This window comes from Pseudomonas sp. IT-347P, from assembly GCF_949768005.1.
In the GTDB taxonomy this organism is placed as follows: Bacteria; Pseudomonadota; Gammaproteobacteria; order Pseudomonadales; family Pseudomonadaceae; genus Aquipseudomonas.
This window is the reverse complement of the sequence record NZ_CATKPQ010000011.1, coordinates 943203-957991: the sequence shown is the minus strand read 5'-3', so window position 1 is coordinate 957991 and position 14789 is coordinate 943203. Positions and strand designations below refer to the sequence as shown.

At 60.2% G+C, this 14789-nt stretch carries 10 protein-coding genes; 4 read left to right on the top strand and 6 right to left on the bottom strand.

Annotated features, from left to right (window positions below; genetic code table 11):
* Positions 1-95 precede the first annotated feature (95 nt).
* Complete coding sequence (locus tag ACM6IV_RS08255; protein ID WP_414869525.1) at positions 96-2090, bottom strand: alpha-1,4-glucan--maltose-1-phosphate maltosyltransferase; 1995 nt, start codon at positions 2088-2090, stop codon at positions 96-98.
* Between the two features lie 217 nt (positions 2091-2307).
* Here ACM6IV_RS08255 and ACM6IV_RS08250 point away from each other — a divergent pair, with 217 nt between their 5' ends.
* The gene (locus ACM6IV_RS08250) at positions 2308-2466 is read left to right on the top strand and encodes a hypothetical protein (RefSeq protein ID WP_414869524.1); all 159 of its coding nucleotides are present in this window, start codon (positions 2308-2310) and stop codon (positions 2464-2466) included.
* 43 nt (positions 2467-2509) lie between these two features.
* Here ACM6IV_RS08250 and ACM6IV_RS08245 read toward each other — a convergent pair whose 3' ends face one another.
* Positions 2510-3022: an MgtC/SapB family protein gene (locus tag ACM6IV_RS08245; RefSeq protein WP_414869523.1), complete on the bottom strand. Its 513-nt coding sequence runs from the start codon at positions 3020-3022 to the stop codon at positions 2510-2512.
* A 124-nt stretch (positions 3023-3146) separates the two neighbouring features.
* Here ACM6IV_RS08245 and ACM6IV_RS08240 point away from each other — a divergent pair, with 124 nt between their 5' ends.
* From ACM6IV_RS08240 to mapR, 3 genes are all read left to right on the top strand, one after another.
* Positions 3147-3395, top strand: a complete 249-nt coding sequence (locus tag ACM6IV_RS08240; RefSeq protein WP_414869522.1) for a DUF3203 family protein — start codon at positions 3147-3149, stop codon at positions 3393-3395.
* Between the two features lie 195 nt (positions 3396-3590).
* The gene (gene ccoG / locus ACM6IV_RS08235) at positions 3591-5033 is read left to right on the top strand and encodes a cytochrome c oxidase accessory protein CcoG (RefSeq protein WP_414869521.1); all 1443 of its coding nucleotides are present in this window, start codon (positions 3591-3593) and stop codon (positions 5031-5033) included.
* Positions 5034-5274: 241 nt separating this feature from the next.
* Positions 5275-6684 carry a GntR family transcriptional regulator MpaR gene (gene mapR, locus ACM6IV_RS08230; protein ID WP_016985121.1) on the top strand — a complete coding sequence of 470 codons (1410 nt, stop codon included), beginning with the start codon at positions 5275-5277 and terminating at the stop codon, positions 6682-6684.
* Positions 6685-6818: 134 nt separating this feature from the next.
* Here mapR and ACM6IV_RS08225 read toward each other — a convergent pair whose 3' ends face one another.
* From ACM6IV_RS08225 to ACM6IV_RS08210, 4 genes are all read right to left on the bottom strand, one after another.
* Positions 6819-7565, bottom strand: a complete 747-nt coding sequence (locus ACM6IV_RS08225) for an SDR family oxidoreductase (RefSeq protein WP_414869520.1) — start codon at positions 7563-7565, stop codon at positions 6819-6821.
* Positions 7566-7754: 189 nt separating this feature from the next.
* A complete protein-coding gene (locus tag ACM6IV_RS08220; RefSeq protein ID WP_414869519.1) occupies positions 7755-9836 on the bottom strand; it encodes a putative bifunctional diguanylate cyclase/phosphodiesterase in 2082 nt (693 codons plus the stop codon).
* A gap of 295 nt (positions 9837-10131) precedes the next feature.
* Entirely contained in the window at positions 10132-11601 is a 1470-nt protein-coding gene (locus tag ACM6IV_RS08215; RefSeq protein ID WP_414869518.1) for an efflux transporter outer membrane subunit, read from the bottom strand.
* Positions 11598-14705, bottom strand: a complete 3108-nt coding sequence (locus ACM6IV_RS08210; RefSeq protein ID WP_414869517.1) for an efflux RND transporter permease subunit — start codon at positions 14703-14705, stop codon at positions 11598-11600. Before ACM6IV_RS08210 ends, ACM6IV_RS08215 begins: the two co-directional genes overlap by 4 nt.
* Positions 14706-14789: the final 84 nt, after the last annotated feature.

The following is a 14789-nucleotide window of genomic DNA, read 5'->3' as shown; positions in this document are numbered from 1 at the left end:
GCGAGCCTGCTCGCGAATGCGGATTAACATTCAGCAAAAATGTCGCCTGCAAAATTGCTTTCGCGAGCAGGCTCGCTCCCACATTGCATCTGTGTTCAGGCAGTGATTCTCCAGATGCCAAACGGCTGATACGCCGGGTCTATGCGCATGAACTGATACTTGCCATGCCAGTCCCAGCGATGCCCGTTCATCAAGTCCTCGCCGTGGGTCGTCGCATCATCGGGCAGGCCCATTTCCCACAGCGGCAGTTCGAAATTCGCTTCCTGCACGTTATGCGGATCAAGGCTGACCGCCACCAGAATGAAATTGCTGCCGTCGAAGCTGCGCTTGCCGAAATACAGAATGTTGTCGTTCCAGGCGTTGTAGACCTTCAGGCCCAGATGCGTGTGCAGCGCCGGGTTCTGCCGGCGGATGCGGTTGAGCTGGGCGATCTCGGCGATGATATTGCCCGGCGCGGTGAAGTCGCGGACACGGATCTCGTACTTCTCCGAATCCAGGTATTCCTCTTTGCCCGGCGCCGGCGCCGACTCGCACAACTCGAACCCGGAATACATGCCCCACAGGCCCGAACCCATGGTCGCCAGCGCTGCACGGATCAGAAATCCCGGACGCCCGGATTCGTGGAGGAACGCCGGGTTGATGTCCGGGGTGTTGACGAAGAAGTTCGGCCGGTAGCATTCGCGCCACGGCGATTCATTCAGCTCAGTGAAATACGTTGCCAGTTCAGCCTTGGTATTGCGCCAGGTGAAATAGGTGTAGCTCTGGGTGTAACCGACCTTGCCCAGCCGCGCCATCATTGCCGGCGTGGTAAAGGCCTCAGCAAGGAAGATCACTTCCGGATACAGAGCGCGAACATCAGCGATCAGCCATTGCCAGAACGGCAGCGGTTTGGTGTGTGGATTGTCGACACGGAAGATCTTCACGCCCTCCTCGACCCAACCGATGACGATGTCGCGCAACTCGACCCACAGGCTCGGAATCGCATCCGGCGCGTAGAAATCGACGTTGACGATGTCCTGATATTTTTTCGGTGGATTCTCGGCGTATTTGATCGTGCCGTCGGGGCGCCAGTTGAACCAGCCCGGATGCTGCTTGAGCCACGGGTGATCCTGGGAACACTGAATGGCGAAGTCGAGGGCGATTTCCAGACCGTGATCGGCAGCAGCGGCCACCAGTCGGCGGAAGTCTTCGCGGGTGCCAAGCTGCGAGTGGATCGCCTCATGACCGCCCTCCTCACTGCCTATGGCATAAGGGCTGCCCGGATCATCCGGGCTGGCGGTCAGGGAATTGTTGCGTCCCTTGCGATGCGCGCGGCCGATCGGGTGGATCGGCGTGAAGTACAGCACGTCGAAGCCCATGTCCTGAATCATCGGCAGACGTGAGTGCACGTCATTAAAGGTGCCGTGGCGCCGTGGATCATCAGTGATCGAGCGCGGAAACAGTTCGTACCAACTGGCAAACTCGGCCAGTTGCCGCTCGACGTCCACCGGGAATTCAGGACTGACACTCAGGTAGGCACGGTGATCGGCTTCCGCCATCAATTGCGCGCTGCGCGAGTGCAGAAACAGCGCGACCTGCTCGGTTTCGAGCAGCCCGGACAATTCGTGATGCAAAGCGGCAAGCTGTTCGCTGAGCTGACCTTCGCTGCGTTCGGCGGCCTGTTGCACCATGGTCCGGCCTTCCTGCAACTCCAGCGAAACGGGAACAGCGGCGTTGTGTTTCTTCTCCAGCTCATACTGAAAACTGGCGAACTGGTCGATCCACGCCTCGATGCAATACACAAAGCGCCCCTGATGCTCAGGGCGGAACTGGCCTTGCCAGCCATTATTGCCCTGATCGGACATGACTTCAGTCTGCCAGGTTTCCTCACCTTCCTCGCGCCAGCGGATGCGCACCGCGAGTTTGTCGTGGCCGTCGGCAAACACCTTGCTGGTAACCACCACTTCACGGCCGGCAATCGACTTCACGGCGAATTGCCCGCCCTCCAGAGTCGGCATGGTGCTTTCGATGGCAATGCGCGGCAGCAGCAACGCCTGCGACAGCGGCATGTGCGGGTTGTAGCTCAGTTCAGAAGGTCTTTCAGCAGTCATTGAGCATCTCTCCTTAACGCCCCAAGGACGCTCTTGTGCCGGATCAGTATTCACAACGAAGCACCTGCCCCGAAATGAACTCACTTAGGTTCCGAGCGACCGGCGCCGGGAAAAGTTCAGATGAAATTGCCGTGTCAGAAAAGCGGATCGAATTGCGTGCAGGGTGGTCAATCCACTTAAGCACGTCTCACGCCATGTGCCACACGGAGGTCATCAGATGAACATCCCGATCCCGGCCGAAACGCCTGATCCGAATATCGACAAACCCACGCTACCCGAGACCGAGCCAGAGCCGATTCCGGAGCAGGAACCGCCCGGCACTACGCCACCGCCCAAAGAAGAACCGCCGAGCACGATGCCCCCAGTGATCGTCTGAGTTCCCTTGTTGATCGTTCTCACGCTCTGCGCGGGGACGATCATTAGTGATCATCCGTTTTCTGCTCGTCTGTTTCGAAAAACTTCACGATGCGCGGCATCACGCTGAAGATGCCTAGCGCGAGAAAAGTGCTGAGCACCGCAGTTGCCTCTTTGCCCAACCCCGCCGCGACACCAATGGCCGCAGTCATCCACAGCCCTGCAGCGGTTGTCAGGCCTTTGACATGCCCCTCATCGCCTTCATGGTTTTTCAGAATCGTCCCGGCACCGAGAAAGCCGATCCCGGCAATCACCCCCTGCACCACGCGACTCATCGCGTCCGACTCTGCCCCTGACGTCTGCGGCACCAGCACAAACAGCGCGGCACCCAGCGCCACCAGCATATGCGTACGCACCCCGGCAGCCTTGCCCTTGTGTTCGCGCTCAAAACCGAGAATCCCGCCCAGCACCGCTGCCATCACCAGGCGCACGGTAATACGCGTCAGTTGCGATGCATCGCCGATATCAGCGAATTCCGTCTGCAGGGCTTCCCACACTTCATGCCACCACGCGTTCATCGTGCAGTCCTTATCATTGGCTCGATAGACGATGGACAGCGGCGACCATTAATCAGTTGCGCAGAACGATCGGCCAAGCGTGCGCCCTAACCTTTAAGACCCCCCCTGAAAAAGGACTGCCCTCATGCCCGTTCGAGTCGATGAATCCAATCCCGAACACAAAGTGTGTTTTTTCACCGTCGAGAATGGCGAGGAAATCCGCATTTGCGACACGCTGGAAGTGCGCACGGATAGCGACAAAGCCATGTCGTTCGTGGAAATAGAAGGCAAGCGCGTTTACGTTACCGAAGCAGAAGCCGATGCGTTGACCGTTGCAGGCGCCCGTGACGGTCGTAAACATCTGAAGGCCGACGACAGTGATTCGGTGGTTTGACTGACCTTGATCAACACCCCGCGCAAACGCCTGTTATAGGCGTTTGCGCCTTTGTTCACGGGCTGCTTCAAGTTGTCGCAGACGCTGTGCAAAATCGCATCTGATCCGCTTTTTATTGAAATAGCTGAGTCTGTTATGCAAACAGATCGGCGCTCATAGTGCTCTGGCCTGATGGAGGCTGATGAGCGAATGACCATGAGCGAACAAATCCCCGTCCGAACCGTAGAAGCATCCCCGACCATAGCGCCTCATATAAAGAAGGTGCCCGCACGCCCAATGAAGGCGACGACCAGATCCAGCGACAATCAGATCCACACCCGCAGTTTCACTGGCCTGTTCCGCACTTTGCGCATGAGCGGCGCGGGTTTTCTGTTTCTGCTGTTTTTCGGCACCGTGTGGCTGAATTGGGGCGGACGTCAGGCGGTGCTCTGGGACCTATCAGAAAGCAAATTTCATATCTTCGGCGCGACGTTCTGGCCGCAGGATTTCATTCTGCTGTCCGCGCTGCTGATCATCGCCGCGTTCGGCCTGTTCGCCATCACCGTGTTCGCCGGCCGGGTCTGGTGCGGCTACACCTGCCCGCAGAGTTCGTGGACATGGATCTTCATGTGGTGCGAGAAGATCACCGAAGGCGAGCGCAACCAGCGCATCAGGCTGCAAGCCGCGCCATGGAGCCTGAACAAACTGGCGCGGCGCGCGGCCAAGCACACCCTGTGGCTGGCGATCAGTGTGCTGACCGGTCTGACCTTCGTCGGCTACTTCACGCCGATCCGGCCGCTGGCCGAAGAACTGCTGACCCTGCAAATCGGCGGCGTCAGCCTGTTCTGGGTGCTGTTTTTCACCGCTGCCACGTACATCAACGCCGGTTGGCTGCGTGAAGCCGTTTGCATGCACATGTGCCCGTATGCGCGATTCCAGAGTGTGATGTTCGACAAGGACACCCTGACCATCGCCTATGACGTCGCCCGTGGCGAAAACCGTGGCCCGCGCAAGCGCGATGTGAAACCGCTTGAAGCCGGCCTGGGCGATTGCATCGATTGCCAGTTGTGCGTGCAGGTCTGCCCGACCGGCATCGACATCCGCGACGGCTTGCAGATGGAATGCATTGGCTGCGCGGCGTGCATCGACGCCTGTGACTCGATCATGGACAAGATGAATTATCCGCGCGGCTTGATCCGCTACAGTTCCGAGCGTGAATTGCAGGGTGGCAAAACCCACCTGCTGCGCCCGCGCCTCATCGGCTACACCGTGGTACTGGTGGCGATGATCGGCGCATTGGCACTGGCGCTGGTCGAACGGCCAATGGTCTCGCTGGACGTGACCAAGGACCGCGGTCTTTTCCGCGAAAATGGTCAGGGCCAGATTGAAAACATCTACACCCTCAAAGTCATCAACAAGACTCAACAGCAGCAGGACTACATTCTGAGCCTGGTCGACGGCGACGGCTTCCTGTTGCAAGGCAAGACCGCGCTGAGCCTGGCGCCGGGCGAGATTGTCGATGTACCGGTGTCGGTGGCGCTGACCACGGAGCGCCCGGCCAGCAGCTCGCAAACCTTGAGTTTCAAGATTGCCGACAGCGATGAACCAGAAGTTTACAGCGTGGCGAACAGCAGGTTTGTCGCGCCGATGAATCGCTGAGCCGTTAGAATCGTCCCCCCTCACCCCAGCCCTCCCGAAACGTCGGACCGCCCCCGAGGGGGCGAGGGGGAAAGGGAGCCGATCTCCAGGCTGTTCAGATCCGGAGTTCGACACTGAAATTTCAAGTCGGCGTACTTCAAACATGCAACTCGGTCAGTCCCCTCTCCCTCTGGGAGAGGGTTAGGGTGAGGGCTTTTTCCTCGCTGACACAACTCATCATCAACCAGCACCAAGGCACTCGATGAAACGCTACGAAAAATTCGCCGACGACATCGCTGAACTGATCCGCTCCGGCGTCCTGGGCCCCGGCCAGCGCGTGCCTTCGGTGCGTTACGCCAGCCAGACCTACGGCGTCAGCCCATCCACGGTGTTCCAGGCCTATTACCTGCTCGAACGCCGTGGCCTGATCCGCGCCCGACCGCGCTCCGGCTACTTCGTCAACACGCACGCGCCGAGCCCGTTTTCCGAGCCAGTGATCAGCAGCCACGTCAACGATTCCACCGAGGTCGACGTCAGCGAACTGGTGTTCTCGGTCCTGGATTCGATCAAGGACCCTAGCACCGTGCCGTTCGGTTCGGCGTTTCCCAGTCCGACCCTGTTCCCGCTGCAACGCCTGTCGCGCTCGCTGGCCAGCGCCGCCCGCGAGATGGATCCGCGCATGGTCGTCACCGACATGTCGCCGGGCAACCCGCAACTGCGCCGGCAAATCGCCCTGCGCTACATGGTCGGCGGCCTGATGCTGCCGATGGAAGAGTTGTTGATCACCAACGGCGCTCTCGAAGCGCTGAACCTGTGCCTGCAAGCAGTGACCGAACCGGGCGATCTGGTGGCCATCGAAGCCCCGGCGTTCTATGCGAGCCTGCAAGTGCTCGAACGGCTGAAGCTCAAAGCCGTGGAAATCCCCGTGCATCCACGCGACGGCATTGATCTGGGTGTACTCGCGCAAACCCTGGAACGTCATCCGATCAAGGCTTGCTGGTGCATGACCAGTTTTCAGAACCCGATGGGCGCGACCATGCCCGAGGCGAAGAAGCAGGAATTGGTGGAACTACTGCGTCACCATCAGGTGCCGCTGATCGAAGACGACGTCTACGCCGAACTCTATTACGGTCAACAGGCGCCGAAACCGGCCAAAGCGTTCGACACTGAAGGTCTGGTCATGCACTGCGGCTCATTCGCCAAGAGCCTGGCCCCCGGCTACCGCATCGGCTGGGTTGCTGCCGGGCGTTATGCGCAGAAAATCGAACGGCTGAAACTGATGACTTCGCTGTGCGCTTCGATGCCGGCGCAAGCGGCGATCGCCGACTATCTGCAACACGGTGGTTACGACCGGCACCTGCGCAAATTGCGCTACGCACTGGAAGAACAGCAAAGTGCGATGCTTGCGGCGATCGCCCGATACTTCCCGGCACAGACCCGGGTCAGCCAACCGGCGGGCGGCTATTTTTTGTGGCTGGAACTGCCGCCGCAGATGGATTCGCTGAAATTGTTTCAAATGGCATTGGCGCAGGGCATCAGCATTGCGCCGGGACCGATTTTTTCGCCGACACAGCGGTTCAGGAATTGTATTCGGTTGAACTATGGCAGCCCTTGGACCGAGGATTCGGAAAAGGCCATGGAGACGTTGGGGCGGATCGTGCGGTCGTTCTGACAGATAGATGGCGTTTATTTTGGCCTCTTCGCGAGCAAGCTCGCTCCCACATGGGTTCTGTGTCATTCACACATCCAATGTGGGAGCGAGCTTGCTCGCGAAGGGGGCGGTACTATCGAAGCAAATCCGAGCGATTAGCGCCCGCCCCCTAAATCAACAAACGTACCCGTCGCATACGAAGCCTTGTCCGACAACAGCCAGACAATCGCCTCAGCCACCTCATCCGGGCGGCCGCCGCGGGCCATCGGGATTGCCGACTCGAGCTTGCTGACCCGATCCGGGTCGCCGCTCAACGCGTGGAAATCGGTGTAGATGTAACCCGGTCGCACCGCGTTGACCCGAATCCCCTCGCCCGCCACTTCCTTGGACAAGCCGATGGTGAAGGTGTCGAGCGCGCCTTTCGACGCGGCGTAATCGACGTATTCGTTCGGCGAGCCAAGACGCGCGGCCACCGACGAGACATTGACGATGCTGCCGCCCTGCCCGCCGTGCTTGGGCGACATGCGCAGGATCGCGTGCTTGGCGCAGAGAATCGGCGCCAGGACATTGGTTTTCATGATTTTGAGGATACGGAATTCGGACATTTCGTCGACCCGCGACTTTTGCCCGACGGTGCCGGCGTTGTTCACCAGCGCGGTGACCCGGCCCAACTCGGTGTCGACGCGATGGAATAATGCAATCACTTCGTCTTCGATACTGACGTCGGCACGCACCGCGATGGCCTGAGCGCCCAATGCGCGGACTTGCTCCAGCACGCTTTGTGCGGCCTGTTCATCCGACTGATAGTTGATGCAGATCCGATAGCCCTGCTCGGCAGCCAACAGCGCCGTAGCGGCGCCAATCCCGCGCCCGCCACCGGTGATCACAATGACTTTATCCATGCTGGCCTTTCCCCCAAATGCACACGTAACAGTCGGGGGGAAGAATAACTGCCATTCACGGGTTTTGCATGGAGTCTGTGGTGTCTGGGCAGACGCCTTCGCGAGCAAGCTCGCTCCCACAGCGTTCTGCGTCGTTCACACCGTCAATGTGGGAGCGAGCTTGCTCGCAAAGAACGATAACGCGGTCGATCAGAACGCCGCCGCCTGCTGACTCCGCGCAATATCCTGCATGAACTTCTCCGCCGGCATCGGATGCCCCAACAGATACCCCTGCAACGAATCGCACCCCAGTTCAGTCAGAAACGCCTGCTGCACCCCGGTTTCCACGCCTTCGGCAACAATGCGCAAACCGAGCGCCTGTCCCAACGCGACAATCGCCGAGACAATCGCCGCGTCGTCGCTGTCATGCTCCAGATCGCGCACAAAACCACGATCAATCTTCAGTTCGTTGGCCGGCAGCCGCTTGAGGTACATCAGGCTGGAATAACCGGTGCCGAAGTCATCGATCGACAGATCGACGCCCATGTCCGACAGTTCCTGCAACACCGTCATGCTCGCATCGGCATCGCTCATCGCCGTGGTTTCGGTGATTTCCAGGGTCAGGCTGTTGGCCGGCAAGTGGTGAGTGGCCAACGCCTTGGCCACGCTGCGCACCAAACCGGTGTGGCAGAACTGCAGCGCCGACAGGTTCACGGCGATGCGCCAATCGGTGTAACCGAGCACGTACCATTCGCGCATCTGGCGGCAGGCTTCGTTGAGGACCCAGTCACCGATCGGGATGATCAGACCGGATTTCTCGGCCAGGTCGATGAATTTGTCCGGCATCAGCATGCCGTGGCTCGGATGTTGCCAGCGCAACAGCGCTTCGGCACCGACCGGGCGGCCGTTGGCGGCGTCGAACTTGGGTTGGTAATGCAAGCTGAACTGACGGTGTTCCAGCGCCGCGCGCAGGTCCTGCAACAACTGCAGTTGCTTGCGCGCATTGTTGTTCATTGATGCATCGAAAAAGCTGTAACCGTTCTTGCCGCCGCCCTTGGCGTGGTACATCGCCGCGTCGGCGTTCATCAGCAGTTCCTGCGCGGTCAGGCCATTGCCCGGGTACAGGGCGATGCCAACGCTGGCGGAAATCTGCAAGTCATGCTCGGCGACACGGAACGACTGTGCGATCAGGCCGACCTGACGTGCCGCCAAGCCCAGCGCATCATTGGGTTCGCTCAGACGCACAAGCAGCACGAATTCATCGCCGCCGATCCGCGCCAATGTGTCCTGGCCGCGCAAATCTTCCCGCAAACGCACGCCCACTTCGCGCAACAACTGATCGCCCATGTGGTGACCGAACGCGTCGTTGACCGGTTTGAAACCGTCCAGATCGATGAACATCAAGGCAAAGCAGCCGCCCTGCTCCTGGACCTTTTTCATCGCCTGATTGATCCGGTCGTCGAGCAACATGCGGTTCGGCAGACCGGTCAGGGTGTCGTGCAGGGCCAGTTGCGTAAGTTCACGGTTGGCGACGGTCAACGAATGCGCCAGATCGGCGGTGCGTGCTTCAAGCCGTGCGTCGAGGATCGAGGTGAGCAAGGCAATCGACAGCACTGCCAATGTGGTGATCAACACCAGACTGTCGAGGCCGTTACCCTTCAGACCGTTGACGGTGGCACCGCAGAAACTGCCATCAGGAAAGTGCGCGGCAGCCATGCCGGTGTAGTGCATGCCGACGATGGCGATGCCCATGATGATCGCCGCGCCGGCACGGATCAGGCGCACGTACGGCGAGTGCTGACGCAGGCGGAAGGCGATCCACAGCGCCGCCGCCGACGCGCCGACCGCAATCAGCAATGACGCACCAAACAGCGTCGGGTCGTAGTCGATCCCCGGTGTCATGCGCATCGCCGCCATGCCGGTATAGTGCATGGCGCTGATTCCGGCGCCCATGATCAGCGCACCAAAAGCCAGTTGCAGAATCGGCAGTTTCGGCTGACTGACCAGCCACAAGGCGAAGCCGCAGGACAACACGGCGATAAACAGCGACAGCGCGGTCAGGGCGATGTCGTAGCCCAGATCGATCGGCAGTTTGAAGGCGAGCATGCCGATGAAATGCATCGACCAGACGCCAATGCCCATGGCAAACGCGCCACCGGCGGTCCAGAAATGCACCGCACGGCCCTTGGCCGTGGCAATACGACCGGTCAGGTCGAGCGCGGTGTAGGAAGCGAGAATCGCCACGCACAACGAAATGAAAACCAGGGTGGAGGAATAACTACCGATGAGCATGGGATTTCTCGTGGCCACCCAACGCGGATCGCGTCCATTCTCGGTCGGGCAAATGCGGCGATTGTACTGATTACGCAGAAGAACGCACTGACAAAGTAATCAATTGGCCATCAAGCCGATGAAACGCTTGTTTGATCATCCGGGATACCTCTGGAATGGGGCTTTCTGCACCTTGCACGATCATTGTGGGAGCGAGCCTGCTCGCGAATAGGCTCCCTGATTCAAAACAATCAGTGACTGCATTGACGCCTTCGCGAGCAGGTTCGCCCCCACAGGTTCTCGACCATGGCGAGATTTATTGGGCGTCACCGACATCCAGTTGCCCATCCCAACCGCCACCCAGCGCCGCAATCAGTTGCACGCTGGCAATCAAGCGGCTTTGCAGAATGTTCAGCACGCTGCGCTCGTTGCTCAATGCCGTCGCTTGCACCACCACCACATCGATGTAAGCAATCAACCCGGCCTTGTACTGGTTCTCCGTCAAACGCAGGGAATCACGCGCCGCATCGAGCGCTTCCTGGCGCACCGCCGCTTCGTCTTCATACACCTTGAGCTGCACCAGATAGTTTTCCACCTCACGGAAACCGTCGAGCACGGTCTGGCGGTATTTGGCCACGGTCTGGTCATACACCGCCTCGGTACGGTCGACTTCTGCCGAACGAATGCCACCGTCAAACAGCGGCAGCGCCAGCTTCGGCCCGACCGACCAGAAACGGTTCGGCAGGCTAACCAGATTCTGCGAAGTGCTGCTGCTGTAGCCACCGCTCAGGCTCAAAGTCAGATCCGGGTAATACGCCGCTTTGGCCACGCCGATATTGGCGTTGGCGGCAATCACCGAGCGCTCGGCCGAGGCGATGTCCGGTCGCCGTTCCAGCAGCTGCGAGGGCAGGCTCAACGGCACCTGCGGCAACGTTGGAATGGTCTGCACTTCGGCAATGTTGAAGTCCGCCGGCGCTTGCCCGGTCAACACGGCAATCGCGTTTTCGAACTGCGCACGCTGCCAGATCAGATCGACCAGATCGGCCTGGGTGCTTTTCAGCTGGGTCTGCGCCTGCGCCACCGCATCGCGCCCGGAAACCCCGGCGCGGTATTGGTTCTGGGTCATTTTCAGCGAACGTTCGTAAGCGGCGACCGTGGCTTCGAGCAGGCGTTTCTGCTGATCGATCACCCGCAGCTGAAGGTAGTTCTGCACCAGCTCCGACTGCTGACTCAGACGCATGGCGGCCAAGTCGGCAAAACTGGCCTGAGCGCTGGCCTCATCGGCTTCCAGTCCACGGCGCAGCTTGCCCCACACGTCCGCTTCCCAACTGACGCCCAGTTCGGCGTTATAGGTGTCGCGGATACCGCTGGAAGAACTGCTCAGACTCGAACTGCTGCTGCCAGTGCCCTGACTGGAGCGGGTCTTGCCGAGGCTCAAGTCTACTTTGGGATAAAACGCGCCACGGGCACTGCGCACCAACGCCTGAGCCTGACGGTACTGGGCTTCCGACTGCGCGACGGTCTGGTTGGAATTGTTGAGTTTCTCGATCAAGCCGTTGAGCTGCTGATCGCCATACAACTCCCACCAGGCCCCACGGGCCAGTGAATCGCTCGGGTTGGCCTGGGTCCAGCCCTCGGCCTCCTTGTACTGGGCGATTTCCGCAGTTTGCGGCCGTTGGTAGTCCGGGCCGACGGCGCAGGCACTGAGCATCGCCACGCACAGCGACAGGCTCAGCAGACGCGAGCCGCGAACGGTGGCCAGATTGAAAAGCGAACGGTCAGTCATAGCGGAGTTTCCAGAGCGGCGTCAGTACGCACGCCACGCCACTTGTTGAAACGATGGCGCAGCTTGTCGAGATAGAGGTAAACCACAGGCGTGGTGTAAAGCGTCAGCACCTGGCTGAAAACCAGCCCGCCGATGATGGTCAGGCCCAGCGGCTGGCGCATTTCCGCGCCTTCGGCCCGGCCGAGCAGCAACGGCAAGGCACCGAGAATCGCCGCCAACGTGGTCATCAGAATCGGCCGTAGCCGTTGCAGACAAGCGCTGCGGATCGACTCCAGCGGCGACAGGCCCTGATGACGTTCCAGTTGCAGCGCAAGGTCGATCATCAGAATGGCGTTTTTCTTCACCACGCCAATCAGCAGGAACAATCCGAGCAACGAAATAAGGCTGAACTCACCGCCCAGCGCATAGATCGACAGCAACGCGCCGACCCCGGCCGACGGCAGCGTCGACAGAATCGTCAGTGGATGGATGTAACTTTCATACAGCACGCCCAGCACCAGATACACCGCCAGCAGCGCGCCGAGAATCATGAACGGTTGACTCTTCTGCGTCGCCGCGAAGGCGTCGGCAGTACCGGCCATTTTCGCGATTACGTCTTCCGGCAGTCCGACCTTGGCAATCGCCCGCTCGATGGCTGCACCGCCTTGCTCCACCGTCACGCCTTCGGCCATGTCAAAAGCGATGCTTTCGGAGGCGAACTGCCCCTCGTGGCTGACGCGGTCGTCTTCCAGGCTGTTTTCATAATGAGCGAACGTCGACAGCGGCACCCGAGCACCGTCAGCGGTGATCACCTGCACTTGCTTGAGCGTCACCGGATCCTGAGCGTATTTCGGATTGACTTCCATCACCACCTGATACTGGTTGAGGCTATCGTAGATCGTCGAAATCTGCCGCTGGCTGTAGGCGTTGTTGAGCACCGCCGTGACCATGTCCATGTCGACACCGAGGCGCTTGGCCTGATCGCGGTCGACAATCAGCGTCACTTGTTGCGCCCCGGCGCCTTCGCGGGCATCGATGGCGGTCAGTTCGGGCAAGGCTCGCAATGCCGCAACCACTTTCGGGAACCATTTACGCAACTCGCCGAGGTCGCCGCTTTGCAGGATGTAGCTGTATTGCGAACTGGTCTGTTCGCGACCGCCGCCAAACTGCAGATCCTGGTCGGCCATCAGCATCAACTGCGCACCGGGTACCTTGGGCATTTCCTTGCGCAGGCGTTCGATGACTTTCTGCGCCGACAGTTGACGTTCCTTGATCGGCTTCAGACGCACGATCATGAACGCGTTGTTGGTACCGTTACTGCCGCCAATGAACCCGGCCACGCTTTCCACCGCATCGTCCTTGAGCACGGCGCGGCGGAAGGTTTCCATTTTCGGCTGCATCACGCTGAACGACAGGCCGTCGTCGCCGCGCACAAAACCGATCAACTGGCCGGTGTCCTGTTGCGGCATAAAGGTTTTTGGCACCACGACGTACAACGCAATGTTGACGCCCACGGTGATCAGCAGGCTGAGCAAGGTCAGACGGCGGTGACGCAGGACCCAATCGAGACTGGTAGCGTACTTACCGACCATCCAGTCGTTGGTGCGCCGACTCCAGCGTTGCAGGCGGTTTTCCTGCCCCGGTGTGTGCGGCTTTAACCAACGGGCGCAAAGCATCGGCGTCAATGTCAGCGAGACCACCAGCGATACGACAATGGCCGCCGCCAGGGTGATGGAAAATTCGCGGAACAGGCTTTCGACAATCCCGCCCATGAACAGGATCGAGAGGAACACCGCCACCAGCGAGACGTTCATCGACAACAAAGTGAAACCGACTTCCTTGGCCCCAAGGTACGCGGCCTGCATCGGTTTGACGCCTTCGTCGATGTGCCGCGAGATGTTCTCCAGCACCACGATGGCATCGTCCACCACCAGGCCCGTGGCCAGAATCAGCGCCATCAGCGACAGGTTGTTCAGCGAGAAACCGTAGAGGTACATCACCGCAAAAGTGCCGACCAGCGACACCGGCACGGCCAAGGTCGGAATCAGCGAGGCGCGGAAGTTACCGAGGAACAGGAACACCACCAGAATCACCAGCGCCACGGCAATCAGCAGGGTCATCTCCGCTTCGTGCAACGTCGCTTTGATCACCGGCGAGCGGTCCATGGCCAGATTCAGCTTCACGCTGGCCGGCAACACCGCTTGCAAGGCCGGCAGTTGCGCCTTGATCTCGTTGACCGTCTCAATGATGTTGGCGCCGGCCTGGCGGTTGATCACCAGCAGCACGGCGGCGTCATCGTTGAAGAAGCCGCTGTTGTAGCGGTCTTCAACGCCGTCGCTGACCCTGGCCACATCCTTGAGGCGCAGCGCGGCGCCATCGGCGTAGTGGATGATCAGTGATTCGTAGTCCTTGGCTTTTTCCAGCTGGTCATTGGCCTGGATCTGCCACAGGCGTTGATCGTCCTCGACCGAACCCTTCGGCCGGCGCACGTTGGCATCGGCGATGGTCTTGCGCACATCGTCGAGCGCCACGCCGTACTGGTTCAGCGCCTGCGGTTCGAGTTCGATGCGCACCGCCGGCAGCGAACTGCCGCCGATCTGCACTTCACCAACACCCTGCACTTGCGACAGGCTCTGGGAAAGAATGGTCGAGGCCAAATCGTAGAGCTGGCCTTTTTCCAGCACATCGGAGGTCAGCGACAGCACCATGATCGGCGCCTGCGACGGATTGACCTTCTTGTAGGTCGGCATGCTGCGCATACCGCTCGGCAACAGGTTGCGCGAAGCGTTGATCGCCGCCTGCACTTCCCGCGCGGCGCCATTGATGTCGCGGTCCAGGTCGAATTGCAGGATGACCCGCGTCGAACCCTGACTGGAACGGCTGCTCATGGTGTTGACGCCGGCGATCGCGCCGAATGAGCGCTCCAGCGGCGTGGCCACGGTGGACGCCATGACCTCCGGGCTGGCACCGGGCAGACTGGCCTGCACGACGATCACCGGGAAGTCCATCTGCGGCAACGGCGACACCGGCAACAGACCGAAGCTGACACCGCCGAGCAACATGATCGCCAGGCTCAGCAGCATGGTCGCGACCGGGCGCTTGATGAAAGGACCGGAGAGGTTCATCGAACGCAATCCCCGCCTTCACCGCAGATCCCTGTGGGAGCGGGCTTGCTCGCGAAGAGGCCGGCACATCCAACATGTGTAGCG

Excerpts from the sequence above, each read along its gene's own strand:
- ACM6IV_RS08240 (WP_414869522.1), top strand. The coding sequence starts at position 3,147 with ATGCCCGTTCGAGTCGATGAATCCAATCCCGAACACAAAGTGTGTTTT.
- ACM6IV_RS08215 (WP_414869518.1), bottom strand. The coding sequence starts at position 11,601 with ATGACTGACCGTTCGCTTTTCAATCTGGCCACCGTTCGCGGCTCGCGT.
- ACM6IV_RS08210 (WP_414869517.1), bottom strand. The coding sequence starts at position 14,705 with ATGAACCTCTCCGGTCCTTTCATCAAGCGCCCGGTCGCGACCATGCTG.
- ACM6IV_RS08250 (WP_414869524.1), top strand. The coding sequence starts at position 2,308 with ATGAACATCCCGATCCCGGCCGAAACGCCTGATCCGAATATCGACAAA.
- ccoG (WP_414869521.1), top strand. The coding sequence starts at position 3,591 with ATGAGCGAACAAATCCCCGTCCGAACCGTAGAAGCATCCCCGACCATA.
- ACM6IV_RS08220 (WP_414869519.1), bottom strand. The coding sequence starts at position 9,836 with ATGCTCATCGGTAGTTATTCCTCCACCCTGGTTTTCATTTCGTTGTGC.
- ACM6IV_RS08225 (WP_414869520.1), bottom strand. The coding sequence starts at position 7,565 with ATGGATAAAGTCATTGTGATCACCGGTGGCGGGCGCGGGATTGGCGCC.
- ACM6IV_RS08255 (WP_414869525.1), bottom strand. The coding sequence starts at position 2,090 with ATGACTGCTGAAAGACCTTCTGAACTGAGCTACAACCCGCACATGCCG.
- ACM6IV_RS08245 (WP_414869523.1), bottom strand. The coding sequence starts at position 3,022 with ATGAACGCGTGGTGGCATGAAGTGTGGGAAGCCCTGCAGACGGAATTC.
- mapR (WP_016985121.1), top strand. The coding sequence starts at position 5,275 with ATGAAACGCTACGAAAAATTCGCCGACGACATCGCTGAACTGATCCGC.